This window comes from Aggregatibacter sp. HMT-949 (genome assembly GCF_041734645.1).
Classification (GTDB): Bacteria; Pseudomonadota; Gammaproteobacteria; order Enterobacterales; family Pasteurellaceae; genus Rodentibacter.
Window position 1 is genome coordinate 1,599,435 of the sequence record NZ_CP162010.1, and the last position, 18,255, is coordinate 1,617,689.

Here is an 18,255-nt window from a genome sequence, read left to right on the forward strand (position 1 = left end):
ACAGCACCGCATTGGAAGCGACTTCAATGCAGTGCTGTTTTAAGCGTTCGGCAATACCGCCGAAGTTCCTTGATATGCGATGTTTTATGCGCCGAGTTTTTCTTTTAATACATTTAACGCGCGCGCGCGGTGCGAAATTTTTTTCTTCTCGACGGTTTCCAATTCGGCAAACGTGCATCCTTGTTGCGGGCTGAAAAACAAGCTGTCGTAACCAAAGCCGTTTTCACCTTTTTCTTCGAAACCGATTACGCCTTGACATTCCCCCTCCGCGATAATCGGCGACGGATCGGTCGGATGTCGCAAAAATACAATACAGCTGACGAATTTCGCTTGGCGTTTTTCTTGCGGCACATCGGCAAGCTCAACCAACAACTTGGCGCGATTTTTCGCATCGTTACCCTCTTCGCCGGCATAACGCGCAGAATACAAACCCGGCGCGCCGTTTAATGCGGCCACCACCAAACCGGAATCGTCAGCGATAGCCGGCAAACCGGATTTCTCCGCAGCGTAGCGAGCTTTCAGCAAGGCATTTTCCACAAAGGTTAAACCGGTTTCTTCCGGGCTTTCAATGCCTAAATCTGTTTGCGCCACCACTTCAAAACCGAGCGAGGCCAGCACGTCCGCCATTTCTTTGACTTTACCTTGATTGCCGGTGGCAAGTACGATTTTTTGAGCCATAATTTGTCCTTATTGTTGATAACCGGCGATTAAATCCGCCCAATTTTGTTCACTAAATCGAATTTTCATTCTGGTGACTTCTTTAACGAAAGAACGATGCAAGCGATTTAGATTTTCCGTTTTCCAAAAATCGCCCGATTTTTCACCACACTTATCAAAATCCAATAACCAACATTTTTGGCCGTTCTCTGTTTGTTGCACCAGAATATTGTGCGCATTGAGATCCGTGTGGCAAATCTGCAAATCGTGCAGGCGACGAATTAATTTGCCGATTTGCCACCAAGTTTCGCTCGGCAAAGTTTGACCTTGCAAAAGTACGGTCAAATCTTGTGCGTTTTCAATTTTTTCCGATAAAAGATCCGCTTGATAACAAATACCGAGTTTACCTTTTCGCACTCGTGCGCCGATGGGCTTTGGCACCGGCAATCCGGCTTCATACAGGCGTTGGAGTAAATGAAATTCGGTGAAACTGCGCGTATCGGCGAGCCCGACAAAACGATAACGATCTTTATTGAACTTGCCCCACAAGCCGCCACGGTAATAATGACGTAACGCGCAATTCACGCCGAACCAATCTTCCGTGCGTAAAAAATAAGTGGTACCCCGCCCTTTTGCCACGCCTTCAATGCGGTGCTGTTTTCGCCAAAAGTCAGGATTGAAAAAATCCATTTGGCCTTCAAACGCGCGGTCAAAATTGAACAGGAAAAATCGGTTATCTTGCTGGAATTCAAGCATTTTGGTCGGGTTACATAATAGAAAATGCGCCCATTCTACTTTAAAATATCGGCAAATTAAACGACAAAACCGATATTCTAAACTTCGCTTTTCAGATTTCCTCTCCGTCAACGAAGGGGTGAAAAGCAAAAGAAAAGTCGATTTCCAGCAGGCATTTAATAAGGAATAACCATGTCTCTCTTCCCTCAACCGCCCAAATCTCTTTGCATTCTAAGACTTTCCGCGCTGGGCGATGTATGTCACGCGCTGGCGGTGGTGCAGCACATTCAGACATATTATCCACAAACTCAAATCAGTTGGATTGTCGGCAAAACGGAAGCGGGTTTATTAAACGGAATTCCCGGCGTGACACTGCTTCCTTATGACAAAAAAACCGGCTGGAAAGGCGTGTTTGCGTTGTGGAAACAATTAAAAAATCAACGTTTTGATGCGCTGCTGAATATGCAAACGGCGTTTCGTGCCTCCGTGTTGTCGTTAGGCATTAAAGCACAATACAAAATCGGCTTCGGTAAAAAACGTTCACGCGAAGGGCAATGGCTATTTGTCAATCGTCGCGTGGAAGATCCGCCCTCGCCCCATGTGTTGGATGGATTTATGGCGTTTGCCGAATATCTTGGCGTGCCAAAAGCAGCGCCCACTTGGCAACTTGCCCTTTCCGAACAAGATAAGCAATTCGCCCGGCAATTTATTGATCCAACCCGCAAAAATTTACTGATTTCGCCTTGTTCCAGCAAGGCGGAAAAAGATTGGTTGGCAGAACGTTATGCCGAAGTGGCGAATATCGCCAATCGACATAATGTGAATGTGATTTTCTGCAGTTCGCCGACAAAACGCGAATTAGAAATGGTGGAAAAAATCATCGCGCTGTGTGATTTTAGACCGACCGATGCGGCGGGCAAAACGAATTTAAAACAGTTGGCCGCATTGATTAGCCAGGCGGATTTACTGCTTTCGCCCGATTCAGGCCCGGCACATATCGCCACCACGCAAGGCACGCCGGTGATTGGGCTGTACGCTTATCACAATCCGTTGCGCACCGCGCCTTATAACAATTTGGCGAACGTGGTTTCCGTGTATGAAGAAAACGTGCAAAAAACATTCGGCAAACCTTCCGCCGAATTGCCTTGGGCGACGAAACTCAAGGATAAAAATTTAATGGCGGGCATTTCGGTTTCCGATGTGATTGCGCAAATGAAAAGGTTAAATTTCTTGTAATGTCGCTAATATTGGTTTCCTCTGCGGTTTCAATGCGGTGCTCGTAGCGCACCTCAGCATTTAAGCATCGCCAATGCGGTGCCCGTGAGGCCACTGATTTATGACGGCGATTCAATGCACAGCAGTGCAGTTCGCGCCTATCGTCAGCCAAGGCTTTCAGTATCTGTTGCTGCGTATTTCGGCTATAATGCACCACAATTTACAAGGCAACGGCTTGGTTGCCTTTTGTTTTTTAAGGAAATTCTATGTTCGATAAAATTTTTTCGTGGTTTGAAAACCGCTTAAATCCTTATCCTGAAAGCAATCCGACAACACCCCCAAAAGGCTTGTTCCGCTTTATTTGGTCAAGCATCGAAGGGATGCGTGGCTGGATTTTTTTGCTGGGCCTGATGACGGTCAGCATTGGCATAATAGAGGCGATGTTATTCCAATTTATGGGCGTCTTAGTGGATTGGCTTGGGCAGTACTCGCCGGCGACACTTTGGTCAGAAAAAGGGCATCTATTGCTTGCTATGGCCGCGTTGTTGCTTATAAGCGTCGTATGTCTGTTTTTCACTTCCGTAATCCGTTTGCAAACCTTGCAAGGCGTTTTCCCGATGCGCTTGCGTTGGAATTTTCATCGCTTGATGTTGGGACAAAGTTTAAGTTTCTATCAGGATGAATTTGCCGGTCGCGTATCGGCGAAAGTCATGCAAACTGCCCTTGCAGTGCGCGATACGGTAATGACGATTGCCGATATGTTGGTCTATGTGGCGGTATATTTTATTACTTCCGGTTTGGTGTTAGCGGCGTTAGATAGCTGGCTTTTGCTGCCATTTTTAATTTGGCTCGTGCTGTTCGGCATAATTTTGAAATTGTTTATTCCGCGTTTGGCTAAAACCGCCGAGCGTCAAGCGGATGCCCGTTCATTGATGACCGGCCGGGTAACCGACGCCTATTCCAATATTGCAACAGTGAAATTATTCTCTCACGGTGCGCGCGAAGCAGCCTACGCCAAACGTTCTATGGAAGAATTTATGCTAACCGTGCATGCGCAAATGCGTTTGGCAACGTCGTTGGATACATTAACTTACGCGATGAATATTTTCTTAATTTTAAGCACCGCAGTATTAGGCGTGATTTTATGGCAATACGGACAAGTAGGCGTCGGCGCGATTGCCACGGCAACCGCTATGACATTGCGTGTGAACGGACTTTCTCGTTGGATTATGTGGGAATCGGCACGCTTATTTGAAAATATCGGCACGGTAAATGACGGAATGAGCACGCTGACCAAACCACATACGATCGTGGATAAGCCGAATTGTCCACCGTTAAAAGTGAAAAAAGGTGAGATCCAATTTAACGATATCACTTTTGCTTATGATCCGACTAAGCCGTTACTCAATCACTTTAATCTCACCATTAAACCGGGCGAAAAAGTCGGTTTAATCGGGCGTTCCGGAGCGGGTAAATCGACCATTGTGAATTTGTTATTGCGTTTTTATGAAGCACAACAAGGCACGATCACCATAGATGGACAAAATGTGTCGGATGTACAGCAAGAAAGTTTGCGCAGCCAAATCGGTTTGGTCACGCAAGATACCTCGCTATTACATCGTTCCGTGCGCGACAATATTATTTACGGTCGGCCGAGTGCGACGGATGAAGAAATGATGCGGGCGGCGGAACGTGCAGAAGCAGCCAATTTCATTCCGTTCTTAAGCGATGCACAAGGCCGAAAGGGGTATGATGCGCATGTGGGGGAACGTGGCGTGAAATTATCCGGCGGTCAACGTCAACGGATTGCCATTGCTCGTGTAATGTTAAAAGATGCGCCAATTCTTTTATTGGATGAGGCCACCAGTGCGTTGGATTCTGAAGTGGAAGCGGCGATTCAGGAAAGCCTCGATAAAATGATGGAAAATAAAACCGTGATTGCCATTGCGCATCGTCTATCCACCATCGCGGCGATGGATCGTTTAATCGTGTTGGATAAGGGCAAAATCGTCGAGCAAGGCACACACGCCGAATTACTTGAACAAAACGGACTTTACGCCAAACTTTGGAAACACCAAAGCGGGGGTTTCTTGAGCGAACACGGGCACTTGGATTAAAACGTCGGCAAACACTAATGTAGTAAACCGGCGTTTTACCGATTCATATGGTTTTACCTCATTATTGATAACTTTTAGAACAATTCTCTGCACGATAGCAACATTTAAACAAGACTATGCCAACATTTCATTACCCGCAAGCCTTAACTGTCGCCGGCTCAGATTCCGGCGGCGGAGCCGGCATTCAGGCCGATCTCAAAACCTTTCAAATGCGCCACGTATACGGCACCAGTATTCTGACTGCGGTGACGGCGCAGAACACGTTAGGAATTATGGATTGCCATATACTGCCGACGACAATTATTGAGAACCAACTCCAAGCGATTGCACAAGATTTTCATATTCAAGCCTTTAAAGTCGGTATGTTGGGTAATGAAGACATTATCCACTGCCTGGCGGAAAACCTTGCGTATTGTCATTTCGGCCCTATGGTGCTGGATCCCGTAATGCTCGCCAAAGACGGCTCCGCGTTATTGTCACAAAGTGCGCTTGATTGTTTAATTAAGCGACTCATTCCACAAGCAACAATCATCACCCCAAACTTACCGGAAGCGGAAGCCTTAACCGGCATTGCGATTAAAGATCAACAATCCGTTCAACACGCCGCTGAGGCATTACAAAAAATGGGTGCCCAAAATGTTGTGATTAAAGGGGGACATTGGCAACATTCGCAAAGCGAATATTGTATCGATTATGTGTTTATGCCGACGACCCGGTTCACGCTACAACATAAACGTTATGATACGCCACACACCCACGGCACGGGGTGCACGTTTTCCGCCTGCCTTGCGGCAGAACTGGCCAAAGGTAAAGACATCACGCAAGCGCTCATCATCGCAAAACGTTTTATCAGTGCGGCGATTGAAGCTCCATTAAATATCGGTAAAGGACAGGGACCCGTTAACCATTGGGCATATCAAAATGAAGAACATTAATTCGGTGATTAATCTGTATTTTATCGCCGGCACGCAAGACGTCGCGCATTTAGGCGGTACGCCGGAAGAAAATTTACTGAATAAATTAGAACAGGCATTGCGTCACGGTATCAGCTGTTTTCAGTTTCGCGATAAAGGCGAAAATTCCCTTCAACACCAACCGGCAAGACAGCAACAATTAGCCGAGCGCTGTCGCAATTTATGCCGACAATATCAAGTGCCGTTCGTGATAAATGATAATGTCGATCTTGCTTTGATGATTCAAGCAGACGGTATTCATGTGGGACAATCCGACGAAGAAATTAACCAGGTGATCGCTAAAACCGAAGGAAAAATGTTTATCGGGCTTTCCATCAATAACCTGATGCAAGCGAAGCAATTTCAATCCAATCAAGCTATCGATTATTTCGGTATCGGTCCGATTTTTCCCACCGCAACCAAGCAAGATCACCAACCACCTGTCGGCATTGATTTTATTACGGAATTACGCCACCAAGGGATCACCAAACCTTGTGTGGTAATCGGCGGCATAAATGAAAGCAACGCAAAATTATTAAGAGCGAAAGGTGCCGACGGAATCGCAGTCGTTTCATCTCTCACACGCGCCTCTAATTTAGCGGAAACAATCAAAAAGTTATTGTAAAAAATTCAAAATATTTATCCGGCAACGCCAACCGATCGTCTTTACTGATTTTTCCTTCCATTTATGTCATAATCGCCGCCATTATTTCAATCTGAAGAAGGAGATACCATGCGAATTTTACATACTATGTTACGCGTCGGTGATTTAGAACGTTCCGTCCGATTCTATCGAGATGTGCTCGGTATGCGTTTACTACGTACCAGTGAAAACCCGGAATACCGCTATTCTCTGGCCTTTTTAGGTTATGACGACGAAGATCAATCCTCCGTTATTGAGCTGACTTATAACTGGGGCGTAAGCGAATACGAACTCGGCACGGCTTACGGCCATATCGCCATCGGCGTAGATGACATCGTAGCAACTTGCAATGCGGTGCGCGCCAACGGAGGTAAAATCACTCGCGAACCGGGACCGGTGAAAGGCGGCTCGACGATTATTGCCTTTGTCGAAGATCCCGACGGTTATAAAATCGAATTTATCGAAAATAAAAGCGCCAAAGCCGGTTTAGGCAATTAAATTGCCCTAAATACGGCGTTCAATGCGGTGCTATTTTGAGAGTTCTCCGAATAACGTAGGCTAGCCTGCGTTATTTTATTTTGTAAGGTTTGTTATGTCCGATGTTCAAGATTCTTCCTACCACAATCAACTCAAAAATCGTTTCCGCGGCTATTTTCCCGTGATTATCGACGTGGAAACCGCTGGTTTTGATGCAAAACAAGACGCCTTGTTGGAACTGGCGGCAATCACGCTGAAAATGGATGAAAACGGTTATTTACATCCTGATCAAAAATGCCACTTCCACATTGAACCGTTTGAAGGCGCAAACATTAATCCGGAATCCTTGAAATTCAACGGCATTGATATTCACAATCCGTTGCGCAATGCGGTATCGGAATTAGACGCAATCACCGGCTTATTTCAAATGGTACGTCGCGCCCAAAAAGAGGCTGATTGCCAACGTTCCATCATCGTGGCACACAATGCGGCTTTCGACCAAAGCTTCGTAATGGCGGCAGCGGAACGCACAAGCGTAAAACGCAACCCGTTCCACCCTTTTGGCATGTTCGATACGGCAAGCTTAGCAGGCTTAATGTTCGGTCAAACCGTGTTAGTCAAAGCCTGCCACGCGGCCAAAATCGCCTTTGACGGTAAACAAGCGCATTCTGCGTTGTACGATACAGAACGTACGGCGGAATTATTTTGTTATATGGTGAATCATTTGAAAGATTTGGGCGGATTCCCGCATATCGCAGCGGAACCAAAAGCCCAAAAGGAGCCCGAAATTTAAAAAAAGCGATAAAACCTTAACCGCTCAACAAATATTTGCCGAAAGCGCTTGCAATCGTTTCCGATTTCCAGTAGTTTAAGTGGCATTCTTACTTGGAGAAACAAAAATGAACATTATCCGTCACCATCACCGCCATTTCACTGAATAGTCTTTCAGGTTTTCGGCGCGCTTGGAAGATTTCTTCCGAGCTGGCGGGATAATCAATATCTTACCCCTCGGAAGGTAACTTTCGAGGGGTTTCTTTTATCACAGGAGCTAAAATGCGACATCATCAATTAACCGATTTAATACTATCCGAACCGATTTAACACTTAATTTATAAGGAAAAACACAATGTTATCAAACCCCGTTGTTATCTCAATTATCGTGCTACTCGTATTAAGCTTGCTACGCATTAATGTGGTGATCGCGCTCGTGGTCGCCGCATTGACTGCCGGCTTATGCGGTGATTTAAGCTTAAGCAAAACCATCGAAACCTTCACCGGTGGCCTAGGTGGCGGTGCTGAAGTGGCAATGAATTACGCCATGCTCGGCGCTTTCGCCATTGCCATTTCTAAATCCGGTATCACCGATTTAATCGCCTACAAAATCATTACCAAAATGAATAAAACCCCGACCGGCAATAATTTGGCTTGGTTCAAATATATGCTGTTTGGCGTGTTAGCGTTATTTTCTATTTCCTCGCAAAACTTACTACCGGTACACATCGCTTTCATTCCGATCGTAGTACCGCCACTCCTTTCCATTTTCAACAAATTAAAAATCGACCGTCGTGCGGTGGCTTGTGTACTCACTTTCGGTTTAACTGCCACTTATATGTTATTGCCGGTAGGATTTGGGAAAATCTTCATTGAAAGTATTTTGGTAAAAAATATCAACCAAGCAGGTGCCTCCCTTGGTCTGCAAACCGATGTAGCACAAGTTTCCCTAGCCATGTTGTTACCGGTTATCGGCATGATTCTAGGATTGTTAACCGCCATATTCATCACTTACCGCAAACCGCGCGAATATAACGTCACCATTGCAGAGCCGAGCACAGCCGAAATCGAACAACACATCGCCAATATTCGTCCGAAACAAATTGTTGCCAGCTTAATTGCAATCGTCGCGACTTTCGCAATCCAATTAGTAACGAGCTCAACCATTATCGGCGGCTTAATTGGCTTGGTAATCTTTGCTTTGTTCGGTGTATTCAAACTGAAAGAAAGCAACGATATCTTCCAACAAGGTTTGCGCCTCATGGCTATGATCGGCTTCGTAATGATCGCTGCATCGGGCTTTGCCAACGTCATTAACGCCACGACCGGCGTAACCGATTTGGTGCAAAATCTAAGCAACGGCGCGATTCAAAGCAAAGGTTTAGCCGCATTCTTTATGCTGCTCGTCGGCTTACTAATTACCATGGGAATCGGTTCCTCTTTCTCCACTGTACCGATTATTACGTCCATTTATGTGCCGCTTTGCTTATCTTTCGGCTTCTCCCCACTTGCTACTGTATCCATCATAGGCGTTGCTGCTGCCTTAGGCGACGCAGGCTCGCCGGCATCCGACTCCACCCTAGGGCCGACATCCGGCTTGAATATGGACGGTAAACACGACCACATTTGGGATTCCGTCGTTCCGACGTTTATTCACTACAATATCCCGTTAATTATCTTCGGCTGGATTGCCGCCATGTACCTTTAACGACTATAATCCCCCGTCTCGGGGGATTTCTTTATGATCGTTCAACAGCTCGTTCAAACGTTAGAAAAAAAGGTTCAACAACTTTATCAAACCCATCAGGCGCAGCAAGAAGAAAAGATTTTCGCAAAATTTGACCGTGCCTTATTCAGTGAAAATGGACAAACAACGGCATTTTATTTTGCCGAAATTAATCAAACACTAAAGAAAATACAATCGCTTGATTCCGGCGAACTAAACCACTACAGCTTTATCGCCGAGCGTTTGCTTAAACAATGCACGGCATTATCGGAAGCATTAAATCGTAAGCGCAAATCACCCTTGCTCAACAGCACCGCATTGAAGCCGCACCAGAAAAGAACTTCGCACGATATTCACACACTTCCGCCGCGAGAACGGTTAGAAAAATATTACGAGGCATTGCAACAATTAAATCATTTATATCAACAACAACGCGATAACGAACGTTTAGCCGTAAGCGAAACAGAAAAAGCATATCACTCGCAGCTTGCTGAACGTTACAAAAAACGTCGACAAAAATGCCAAGAAGCGATCGATTTATTAGAGGAATATTTGGCGTTTAAAAAGAAACAAGAAAATAAAAATCAGTCGAGAAAATAAAATCCCAAAAAACAAAATCCCCTTATTTTTCAATAAGGGGATTTTAAATTTGATGGCGGAGGAATAGGGATTCGAACCCTAGGAGGGCGTAAACCCTCGCCGGTTTTCAAGACCGGTGCCTTCAACCACTCGACCATTCCTCCGTGATTTAAACGAGGCGAATAATACGTTTTTTAACAAATCTCGTCAAGAACAAAACAGCATATTTTTCTTGAGTGATTATTTTTAATTCAAAATAAAAAATCGGCACGTTACCGCACCGATCTTTCAACTATTCCGCTCTCGCACGAGTAGGTTCGGAATATACGTGGCTAATTGCACTGTGATGCCCCGCCGCGCCTTTACCGTAAAAATAATAACGCGATTCTTGCCATTCCGTTATCGGAAATGGTCGTGAGACTTCTTCACTCGCTTTGGCAAGCGTCATTTCTGCTTTGGTATGAATAACTGAAGAAATCGTACCTAAGCGACCATTAAACTCATAACGACGGACAAATCCCACATTATTTTCAGCCGACTCCGATTGAATGGTTTCAGTCGATTCAATTTCTCCACATGTCTCACTATGAAGGCGTTCTAAGGATTTTTGCACCTTTTTCTGTACGGATTCGTTTGCTGGTTGAGTAATGAAATCAAAAGCCGGTTTTATATCTACCGTTTTTTCTTCAACAACAATGTCTGTTATCGGTGTAATAAATCCTTTTTTAATTTTCTCTTGCTCAAGCAATTCGTCTACCGATAGAAAATTATTTTCTTTCAAGGTATTTACCGTCGAATAATCGATCCAGGCTTTACCACTCGCCAATTCCGGTGAAGCCACCGCAGCAAATAACGGCATTGGTGATTTAGGCTCAACTCGGCGACGACGCTGATTATTCGAAACGCGCAAATGGCGCGGCGTACGACGTTGACGTTCCTGACGTGGCTGTTCCGTTGCTTCAGACTGAATTGGTTCAACTATTGTAGGCTCAACTGTAGTTTCAACCTTTGGTACTTCTGGCAGATTATCTTCAATACGTACACGTTTACGTAAATCGCGACGCTGACGACGTTGTTGCAGAACCTGTTCAGATTTCCCTTCCGTTTGAGTTTCCGATGCCCCGACAAAATTAAGCGAACTTTCCGTCGTATTTCTTTCGAGCGAATTTTCGTCTGCAATATTGCGACGTGAGCGACGAACGTTGTGTTCGCGAACCGGACGAAGGTTTTCTTCCTCAAATTTCTCCGTTTCGGAACTTTCTATTCTTGAACGACGCGATACATTACGGCGTTCTGGTGAACGGCGTTGATTACGGTTGTTATGGTTATTGCGGTTATTTTGCGGCTTTTCTTCTACCAATTCAGATACGAACAATCTTTTGATTCTCGCGATGATTTTTGTCAACAAAGAAGGTTCGCTCATTTTGCGTTCTGTCGGTGTCGGTGCGGCTTCAGAAATCGAAAGAGAAACCGCCGCGTTTTCTACCGCCGGTTGTTCAACAACGAGCGGACTTTCCACATTACGAGAAACCAAGGACTCCTCGGTCGAATCCTCTTCTGAGCAATGAATTTTCGCCAAGTTATAGCTTAATTCGTTCACTTCTTCGCCGTCACGTAAACGGAATACGCTGAAATGCGGTGTTTCCATTGCCTCATTTGGCGCAACGATGACATCCACATTATGACGTTTTTCAATGCTGCTGATAGCTTTACGTTTTTCATTCAATAAGTAAGAAGCAATTTGCACCGGCACGATAGTATGCACTTGCTTGGTGTTTTCTTTTAAGGCCTCTTCTTCGATTAAACGCAAAATGGATAAAGATAGGGATTCATTATCACGCACTTTACCGGTGCCTTGACAACGCGGACAAATATGATGTGACGATTCTCCAAGAGACGGACTCAAACGTTGACGCGACATTTCCAGCAAACCGAAACGGGAGATACGGCTGATTTGAATACGTGCACGATCTTGGCGCACCGCATCGCGAATGCGGTTCTCTACTTCACGTTGATGACGAACCGGCGTCATATCAATAAAGTCGATCACCACCAAACCGCCTAAGTCGCGCAAACGTAATTGACGCGCGATTTCGTCGGCCGCTTCAAGGTTGGTATTTAAGGCAGTTTCTTCGATATCGCCGCCACGAGTCGAACGCGCAGAGTTGATATCAATGGCGGTTAAGGCTTCGGTCACATCAATCACAATGGAACCGCCGGATGGCAAACGCACTTCACGTTGGAAGGCGGATTCGATTTGCGATTCAATTTGATAATGACTGAAAAGCGGTACTTCGCCTTGGTAAAGTTTCACGCGATTAATGAAATCAGGACGCACTAGTTTGATATGTTCTTTGGCTTTTTCAAACACTTTCGGGCTGTCAATTAAGATTTCGCCGATGTCGCGACGCAAATAATCGCGAATTGCGCGCACAATTACATCACTTTCTTGATGAATTAAAAACGGCGCCGGACGGCTTTGAGAGGCTTGTTTAATCGCATCCCAATGATGCAATAGCACTTTTAAATCCCATTGCAATTCTTCCGGTGATTTACCCACACCGGCAGTACGCACGATTAAACCCACACCTTCCGGCACATCTAAAGAACTTAAGGCTTCTTTTAATTCAGTGCGCTCATCGCCTTCAATACGACGGGAAATACCACCGGCACGCGGATTATTTGGCATAATCACCAAATAACTCCCCGCAAGGGAAACAAAGGTTGTCAATGCAGCGCCTTTATTACCGCGCTCTTCTTTATTCACTTGAACGATAACCTCTTGGCCCTCGCTCAAAATATCGCGAATATTCGGGCGACCTTGGAATACATAGTCCGCCGGGAAATATTCACGTGCAATTTCTTTTAACGGTAAAAAGCCGTGACGTTCTGCGCCATAATCGACAAAAGCCGCTTCAAGGCTTGGTTCAACGCGGGTAATTTTCCCTTTGTAGATATTGGCTTTTTTTTGTTCGTGTCCCGGACTTTCGATATCCAGGTCAAAAAGGCGTTGTCCATCCACAAGCGCCACACGCAACTCTTCTTTTTGAGTCGCATTGATTAACATTCTTTTCATTGTCAATTCTCTTTTTTAGATTTTAAAAATACCTTGAAAATAAACCGCACTTTGCTTCGTTATCGACCTCGTGTTTCACGCGTCAGTCAATCTCACGATTGTATGTTGCTGGGTGCATTGATAACGTTAGTAAACAATAAATAATCGTTTTATAAAACAACACGATATTCCACACGCGTTGCAAGCGGCTGGTTTGATTCAAGAAAAATTGTTGATTATCAATGTCTTATGCCGAACGCCGCATTGAGTTTTGAACAACAAATCTTGTCAATTTTCAGCGCCGAATTTAAGGCGCAAAAAGACGCTCTATTATCCACGGAAAGCCGTAAATTGGCAAGGCGATTATTATCCTCCAAACGCTTTTATGATATGATTCGTACCCATTTTCAAAAGGGAAAAACATGACGGAACAAAAAGAGAAAATTATCAATGCGGTGGTGAAAACGCTGGTCATTAGTGAGGACGAAAGCGGACAACGCATTGATAATTATTTGTTGGCGAAACTTAAAGGCGTACCAAAAAGCTTGATTTATCGCATTGTGCGTAAAGGCGAAGTACGGGTAAACAAAGGACGAATTAAGCCGGAATATAAATTACAAACGGGCGATGTGGTGCGTGTACCGCCGGTACGCGTAGCGCAGCAAAACGATACGCAGGTTTCCAAGAACTTAAATAAAGTGGCTGCACTGGAAAACCAAATCCTGTTTGAAGACGATTGTTTAATCGTGCTAAATAAGCCGTCCGGCATCGCGGTGCATGGTGGCAGCGGATTAAACTTCGGCGTTATTGAAGCCTTGCGTGCACTGCGCCCTGAAGCGCATTTTTTGGAACTTGTGCATCGTTTAGATCGCGATACTTCAGGCATTTTACTCATTGCCAAAAAACGTTCCGCATTGCGCAATTTACATGAGCAACTACGCATAAAAACCGTACAAAAAGATTATCTCGCCTTAGTGCGTGGGCAGTGGCAATCGCATATAAAAGCGATTCAAGCGCCGTTATTAAAAAACGAGCTTTCCAGCGGCGAGCGAATCGTGCGAGTAAGCGAACAAGGCAAGCCTTCGGAGACCCGTTTCTCAATTGAAGAACGTTATCCGAATGCTACTTTGGTAAAAGCCTCACCGGTAACCGGTCGCACCCATCAAATCCGCGTGCATACTCAATATGCAGGACATCCGATCGCGTTAGATGACAAATACGGCGATAAGGAATTTGATGAACAAATGCAGAAACTCGGTTTAAATCGCTTATTTTTACACGCTTTTTCTATTCGTTTCGAGCATCCTAAAACGGCTGAAACTTTGCGTTTTAACGCGCCACTTGACGACAAAATGAAATTGGTGTTGAAAAAGTTACGGGAAAGCAAATAGACAAATTCGGCGTTTGTTGCTATATTTGAGCGCGGAGACAACAAGTTTCTATCAAACTTTTCATAATAACGACAAAAGGATAGCAAAATGGCAAAAGGACAATCTTTACAAGATCCTTATTTAAATGCGCTACGTCGCGAGCGTATTCCTGTATCGATTTATCTTGTGAACGGAATTAAATTACAAGGTCAAATCGAATCGTTTGATCAATTCGTGATTTTATTGAAAAACACTGTAAATCAAATGGTCTACAAACACGCAATATCCACCGTAGTACCGGCGCGTTCCGTGTCTCACCACAACAGTAACCATCATGCTGCAACGCCGGCGGAAGTGGCAGAAGAAAGAGAAACGCAAGCCGAATAACCTTCTTGAATGAATAATCAATATATTAAAAGTGCGGTTGAAAATTTAACGGAAATTTCAACCGCACTTTCTTTATCTTCCAAAACCAATTCACGATGCGACAATGTTATTGTCGTACAGGTTTACTTTTCGCAAAACCAAAATATCGAAGAACTACAAGAATTTCTTCTGCTTGCCGATTCTGCCGGAGCGGCTGTGTTAGAAATCATTACCGTCGGCCGTCGTGCGCCGCACGCCAAATATTTCGTAGGCGAAGGCAAAGCAAAAGAAATCGCCGCGGCAGTGAAAACACACAATGCCAATGCGGTGCTGGTAAACCACCTACTTACACCTGCGCAAACGCGCAATTTAGAAAACTTATGCGGTTGCCGCGTGGTGGATCGCACCGGGGTAATTTTAGATATTTTCGCCCAACGCGCCCGTTCGCACGAAGGGAAATTACAAGTGGAACTGGCGCAACTCAACCATTTAGCCGCGCGCCTCGTGCGCCGTAAAACCGGTTTGGATCAACAAAAAGGTGCGGTAGGTTTACGCGGCCCCGGTGAAACCCAATTGGAAACGGATCGTCGTTTAATTAAAGTGCGCATTGCTCAGTTGCAAAATCGTTTAGCAAAAGTGGAAAAACAACGCCGTCAAAATCGCCAAACTCGACAAAAAGCGGAGATTCCCACCGTTTCTTTGGTCGGTTATACCAATGCGGGCAAATCCACTTTGTTTAATGCTATCACACAAGCCGATGTTTACGCTGCCGACCAACTGTTCGCCACGCTTGATCCGACCTTGCGCCGCCTATCAATTCAAGATGTCGGCACAACGATTGTTGCGGATACCGTGGGCTTTGTACGTCAACTGCCGCACGCTCTGATTTCCGCCTTCAAATCCACCTTGCAGGAAACAGTAGAAGCGAGCCTTTTATTGCATGTGGTTGATGCTACCGACGTGCGGAAATGGGAAAATATTGAGGCCGTCAATGCGGTGCTAAATGAGATCGGCGCGAACCACGTACCGACTTTATTGATATATAACAAAATTGATTTATTGGAAAACGTGGAACCGCACATTGAATACGATGATGAACATAAACCGGTCGCGGTTTACCTTTCTGCACATAGCGGCGAAGGCACGAATTTACTGTTGGAGGCAATTAGAACGCGGCTAAAAAACGAGATGCTTTCATTGACCCTCACGCTTCTGCCACACCAAGGAAAACTTCGCCATGCACTGTATCGGCTCAATGCGGTGCTGAACGAGCAAGTCACCGAGCAAGGAGAATTTATCTTAAAAGTGCAAATTGCTAAGGTGGAATGGTTGAAGTTGTGCAAACGCTTTCCGGAATCAGTTTATTTTTCACCCTGTCCGCAAACGAACGAATAAAAATATCACGCAGAGGCGAGATAAATTATTTCTGCTGATGATAAATCATCTCCGCCCCCATCCACACGCCATGATCGAAGCAATAAGTGTATTTCATCGGGATGTGAAAATGTGGCCGATTCTGAAAAAGCTTTTGCAAAAATGGATGGTGCAACAATTCCGCCTGTTCGTTATAACTTTGCCGATCGGAGATTTCAATCAACACATTCGGTTCTGCAAGCAGCACCTTTTCCAATGAAAAATTTTGTGTCGTAAGCGGCATTTTTAAGGGTGTTAAACCGAGCAAATCAAGCAAAATAGAATATTGTGGAAAATCGCCGACGGGGCCTGTATCGGAAAGTATAAGCGTATCGGTGCTAGACGACAGATTTAAACGAGAGTGTTGCGATTTTAATTTATCAATCAAAGCTTCCGCATGCCTTTCATTACCCGTCAGCTTACCGAGTTGCAATATCAGCGCAAATAATTCTTCAGGCGTTTGCGGGCTATCGTTAATCGGCACAATTTTGGCACCGAGTTTTTTTAAATCGGCTGCTAGTCGCGGATAAAAAGTCTCATTAATTAATAATGTTTTATCGAGATAGGGCAATAATGACGTAAGTGTAGCTTCAAGCGCAGGTTTGTCACGGTTTACTTTATCCAACATCATCAACGGATTTTTGGAATAAAGCGATTGCGCGGAAATTTGTTCGGGCCGCGCTAATTCTGTCAACAAACGATCGCTACAAAGAGTAAGTGAAACGAATTGCTCCGCAGACGCTGAAAGCGAAAGAAAAAATGCGATGGAAAATATGCGTGTTTTCAACATATCGGTTAATAAAAATATTACTTTTCAATCGTATAAATCATAATTTTTATCGGACAACCCGATTATTTTTGCGAATCGGATCGCAAAAGTTAGGTCGATTTATTGTTGGTTTTTAGGGAAATTGGAAAATAGCGGGCGTTGATTCTATCAACATTTTAACCATTAACAAGGATACCCTATGAAATTAGTCAAAACCTTTATCAGTGCTTACGTACTTGGCAGTGCATTATTTAACGGCAGTGTTTTTGCGGCAGAAAAAGCGGCGGAACCCGTTGCTATGGTACAAACCGCAAACGCTGAAACCCAACAAACCGCCGATATGGGCAATAAACTCAATATTAATACCGCAACGGCAGGTGAAATCCAAAAAGCATTAACCGGTATCGGGGCGAAAAAAGCGGAAGCTATCGTACAATACCGTGAGAAACATGGTAATTTCACCACAGCAGAACAATTACTTGAAGTGCAAGGCATCGGTAAAGCGACGCTTGAAAAAAATCGCGATCGCTTGGCCTTTTAAATTTTAAATCACGTTATTAACTAAAAAATCCGCTGACTAATTATTTAGCCATGCGGATTTCTTATGACCAAAAAGCAGAGCCAAAACTCTGCTTTTTTCTTTATTGCAAACTAAACCGGATAGGTACCGAAATGCTACCGGAGAGTCCTGCCGGTTTAGGACCGATTGGTTTGACATTTCTCACTGCCTTCAATGCGGCGTTATCCAGACTTTCGTCACCCGACGATTTTATTACGCTTTCGCCACTTAAAGAACCATCATTGCCCACATTAAATGCAATATGTACAACGCCTTGTTTGCGCATCATTCTTGCACGTTGCGGATATTCTTTGCGTCGTTCAATTTCACGATATAAGGCGGCTTTATAAGCAGCGATTTCATCGGTACTAGAATCCGTTCCCGCCATATTTGCATTAGTATTTGTCGCTCCCGTTGTTGTCGCTTTAGAATTAGCCGAATTCAATGAATTCACGTTTTTATCGCCTGTCGGTAAATTTTTCGGTAAATTCGTCGATTTCTCAACGGGTTTCACCTCTTTCTTCGGTTTTTCTTTAGGTGGTTTCGGCTTATCTTCCGTTTTTTTCTCCGGTTCTTTTTTCTTTTCAGGCTCCAGCTTTTTAGTCGGATCGGCCACTACTTCTTCTTTTGGTTGTTCAGGTTCGGCTTTCAACGGTTCAGGCGCAGGTTCCGGCTCTTCGATGCGCATACCTTGTAACATTTCCATCGAAATACTGGTGGAAAGTTCACCGGCATGGTTATTCGCACTATCGCTCGGTTTGTGCCAATTCCACAGCAAGGCGCCGATAATCGCACCGTGTACGAGAACGGAAATTAACAACCCCAAGGATGAACGTTTCGCTTGTTGCAT

The 18,255-nt window shown here is 44.7% G+C and carries 16 protein-coding genes, 1 tRNA gene, 2 pseudogenes and 1 other annotated feature; of the genes and pseudogenes, 12 read left to right on the forward strand and 7 right to left on the reverse strand.

Features of this window, described 5'->3' with window-relative positions:
• Positions 1 to 84 precede the first annotated feature (84 nt).
• Both rdgB and AB3F25_RS07460 read right to left on the reverse strand, forming a co-directional pair.
• Positions 85 to 678 carry an RdgB/HAM1 family non-canonical purine NTP pyrophosphatase gene (gene rdgB / locus AB3F25_RS07455; RefSeq protein ID WP_373603220.1) on the reverse strand — a complete coding sequence of 198 codons (594 nt, stop codon included), beginning with the start codon at positions 676 to 678 and terminating at the stop codon, positions 85 to 87.
• A 9-nt stretch (positions 679 to 687) separates the two neighbouring features.
• Positions 688 to 1,413, reverse strand: coding sequence for a 3-deoxy-D-manno-octulosonic acid kinase (locus AB3F25_RS07460; RefSeq protein ID WP_373603221.1), 726 nt, complete (start codon positions 1,411 to 1,413; stop codon positions 688 to 690).
• A 171-nt stretch (positions 1,414 to 1,584) separates the two neighbouring features.
• On the opposite strand from AB3F25_RS07460, the gene AB3F25_RS07465 reads away from it, so the two are divergent.
• From AB3F25_RS07465 to priC, 8 genes are all read left to right on the forward strand, one after another.
• Positions 1,585 to 2,628, forward strand: a complete 1,044-nt coding sequence (locus tag AB3F25_RS07465; protein ID WP_373603222.1) for a glycosyltransferase family 9 protein — start codon at positions 1,585 to 1,587, stop codon at positions 2,626 to 2,628.
• Between the two features lie 245 nt (positions 2,629 to 2,873).
• On the forward strand, positions 2,874 to 4,724 hold the full coding sequence (locus AB3F25_RS07470) for an ABC transporter ATP-binding protein (protein ID WP_373603223.1): 1,851 nt from the start codon (positions 2,874 to 2,876) through the stop codon (positions 4,722 to 4,724).
• A gap of 116 nt (positions 4,725 to 4,840) precedes the next feature.
• Positions 4,841 to 5,659 carry a bifunctional hydroxymethylpyrimidine kinase/phosphomethylpyrimidine kinase gene (gene thiD / locus AB3F25_RS07475; RefSeq protein ID WP_373603224.1) on the forward strand — a complete coding sequence of 273 codons (819 nt, stop codon included), beginning with the start codon at positions 4,841 to 4,843 and terminating at the stop codon, positions 5,657 to 5,659.
• Complete coding sequence (gene thiE, locus AB3F25_RS07480) at positions 5,646 to 6,302, forward strand: thiamine phosphate synthase (protein WP_373603225.1); 657 nt, start codon at positions 5,646 to 5,648, stop codon at positions 6,300 to 6,302. Before thiD ends, thiE begins: the two co-directional genes overlap by 14 nt.
• A 108-nt stretch (positions 6,303 to 6,410) precedes the next feature.
• Positions 6,411 to 6,818: a lactoylglutathione lyase gene (gene gloA, locus AB3F25_RS07485; protein ID WP_373603226.1), complete on the forward strand. Its 408-nt coding sequence runs from the start codon at positions 6,411 to 6,413 to the stop codon at positions 6,816 to 6,818.
• A 94-nt stretch (positions 6,819 to 6,912) separates the two neighbouring features.
• Positions 6,913 to 7,590, forward strand: coding sequence for a ribonuclease T (rnt, locus tag AB3F25_RS07490; RefSeq protein WP_373603227.1), 678 nt, complete (start codon positions 6,913 to 6,915; stop codon positions 7,588 to 7,590).
• 123 nt (positions 7,591 to 7,713) lie between these two features.
• Positions 7,714 to 7,835, forward strand: a sequence feature (His leader region).
• 88 nt (positions 7,836 to 7,923) lie between these two features.
• Positions 7,924 to 9,276 carry a Na+/H+ antiporter family protein gene (locus AB3F25_RS07495; RefSeq protein WP_373603228.1) on the forward strand — a complete coding sequence of 451 codons (1,353 nt, stop codon included), beginning with the start codon at positions 7,924 to 7,926 and terminating at the stop codon, positions 9,274 to 9,276.
• 33 nt (positions 9,277 to 9,309) lie between these two features.
• A complete protein-coding gene (priC, locus tag AB3F25_RS07500) occupies positions 9,310 to 9,894 on the forward strand; it encodes a primosomal replication protein PriC (RefSeq protein WP_373603229.1) in 585 nt (194 codons plus the stop codon).
• Between the two features lie 53 nt (positions 9,895 to 9,947).
• On the opposite strand, the gene AB3F25_RS07505 is transcribed toward priC, so the two are convergent.
• The 3 genes and pseudogenes from AB3F25_RS07505 to rne form a co-directional block, all read right to left on the reverse strand.
• Positions 9,948 to 10,037, reverse strand: a tRNA-Ser gene (locus tag AB3F25_RS07505).
• A gap of 128 nt (positions 10,038 to 10,165) precedes the next feature.
• Positions 10,166 to 10,396 (reverse strand): annotated as a pseudogene (locus AB3F25_RS07510) (polyhydroxyalkanoate depolymerase); the annotation flags it as partial.
• Between the two features lie 60 nt (positions 10,397 to 10,456).
• Positions 10,457 to 12,949, reverse strand: a pseudogene (rne, locus tag AB3F25_RS07515) (ribonuclease E); the annotation flags it as partial.
• 401 nt (positions 12,950 to 13,350) lie between these two features.
• Between rne and rluC the strand changes: the two are divergent.
• The 3 genes from rluC (at position 13,351) to hflX (ending at position 16,059) form a co-directional block, all read left to right on the forward strand.
• Entirely contained in the window at positions 13,351 to 14,319 is a 969-nt protein-coding gene (gene rluC, locus AB3F25_RS07520; protein ID WP_373603230.1) for a 23S rRNA pseudouridine(955/2504/2580) synthase RluC, read from the forward strand.
• Between the two features lie 87 nt (positions 14,320 to 14,406).
• Positions 14,407 to 14,685 (forward strand): RNA chaperone Hfq, encoded by a 279-nt coding sequence (gene hfq / locus AB3F25_RS07525; RefSeq protein ID WP_373603231.1) that lies wholly within the window; start codon positions 14,407 to 14,409, stop codon positions 14,683 to 14,685.
• A 9-nt stretch (positions 14,686 to 14,694) separates the two neighbouring features.
• Positions 14,695 to 16,059 carry a ribosome rescue GTPase HflX gene (gene hflX / locus AB3F25_RS07530; RefSeq protein WP_373603232.1) on the forward strand — a complete coding sequence of 455 codons (1,365 nt, stop codon included), beginning with the start codon at positions 14,695 to 14,697 and terminating at the stop codon, positions 16,057 to 16,059.
• Between the two features lie 25 nt (positions 16,060 to 16,084).
• Here the strand turns inward: hflX and AB3F25_RS07535 are convergent, their stop codons facing one another.
• Positions 16,085 to 16,867, reverse strand: coding sequence for a helical backbone metal receptor (locus AB3F25_RS07535; protein WP_373603233.1), 783 nt, complete (start codon positions 16,865 to 16,867; stop codon positions 16,085 to 16,087).
• Between the two features lie 178 nt (positions 16,868 to 17,045).
• Here AB3F25_RS07535 and AB3F25_RS07540 point away from each other — a divergent pair, with 178 nt between their 5' ends.
• The gene (locus tag AB3F25_RS07540; RefSeq protein ID WP_373603234.1) at positions 17,046 to 17,387 is read left to right on the forward strand and encodes a helix-hairpin-helix domain-containing protein; all 342 of its coding nucleotides are present in this window, start codon (positions 17,046 to 17,048) and stop codon (positions 17,385 to 17,387) included.
• Positions 17,388 to 17,487: 100 nt separating this feature from the next.
• Here AB3F25_RS07540 and AB3F25_RS07545 read toward each other — a convergent pair whose 3' ends face one another.
• Complete coding sequence (locus AB3F25_RS07545; RefSeq protein ID WP_373603235.1) at positions 17,488 to 18,255, reverse strand: energy transducer TonB; 768 nt, start codon at positions 18,253 to 18,255, stop codon at positions 17,488 to 17,490.

Bases quoted from the DNA above. Each gene is read 5' to 3' on its own strand.
- rdgB (WP_373603220.1), bottom strand. From the start codon at position 678: ATGGCTCAAAAAATCGTACTTGCCACCGGCAATCAAGGTAAAGTCAAA.
- AB3F25_RS07460 (WP_373603221.1), bottom strand. From the start codon at position 1,413: ATGCTTGAATTCCAGCAAGATAACCGATTTTTCCTGTTCAATTTTGAC.
- AB3F25_RS07465 (WP_373603222.1), top strand. From the start codon at position 1,585: ATGTCTCTCTTCCCTCAACCGCCCAAATCTCTTTGCATTCTAAGACTT.
- AB3F25_RS07470 (WP_373603223.1), top strand. From the start codon at position 2,874: ATGTTCGATAAAATTTTTTCGTGGTTTGAAAACCGCTTAAATCCTTAT.
- thiD (WP_373603224.1), top strand. From the start codon at position 4,841: ATGCCAACATTTCATTACCCGCAAGCCTTAACTGTCGCCGGCTCAGAT.
- thiE (WP_373603225.1), top strand. From the start codon at position 5,646: ATGAAGAACATTAATTCGGTGATTAATCTGTATTTTATCGCCGGCACG.
- gloA (WP_373603226.1), top strand. From the start codon at position 6,411: ATGCGAATTTTACATACTATGTTACGCGTCGGTGATTTAGAACGTTCC.
- rnt (WP_373603227.1), top strand. From the start codon at position 6,913: ATGTCCGATGTTCAAGATTCTTCCTACCACAATCAACTCAAAAATCGT.
- AB3F25_RS07495 (WP_373603228.1), top strand. From the start codon at position 7,924: ATGTTATCAAACCCCGTTGTTATCTCAATTATCGTGCTACTCGTATTA.
- priC (WP_373603229.1), top strand. From the start codon at position 9,310: ATGATCGTTCAACAGCTCGTTCAAACGTTAGAAAAAAAGGTTCAACAA.
- rluC (WP_373603230.1), top strand. From the start codon at position 13,351: ATGACGGAACAAAAAGAGAAAATTATCAATGCGGTGGTGAAAACGCTG.
- hfq (WP_373603231.1), top strand. From the start codon at position 14,407: ATGGCAAAAGGACAATCTTTACAAGATCCTTATTTAAATGCGCTACGT.
- hflX (WP_373603232.1), top strand. From the start codon at position 14,695: ATGAATAATCAATATATTAAAAGTGCGGTTGAAAATTTAACGGAAATT.
- AB3F25_RS07535 (WP_373603233.1), bottom strand. From the start codon at position 16,867: ATGTTGAAAACACGCATATTTTCCATCGCATTTTTTCTTTCGCTTTCA.
- AB3F25_RS07540 (WP_373603234.1), top strand. From the start codon at position 17,046: ATGAAATTAGTCAAAACCTTTATCAGTGCTTACGTACTTGGCAGTGCA.
- AB3F25_RS07545 (WP_373603235.1), bottom strand. From the start codon at position 18,255: ATGCAACAAGCGAAACGTTCATCCTTGGGGTTGTTAATTTCCGTTCTC.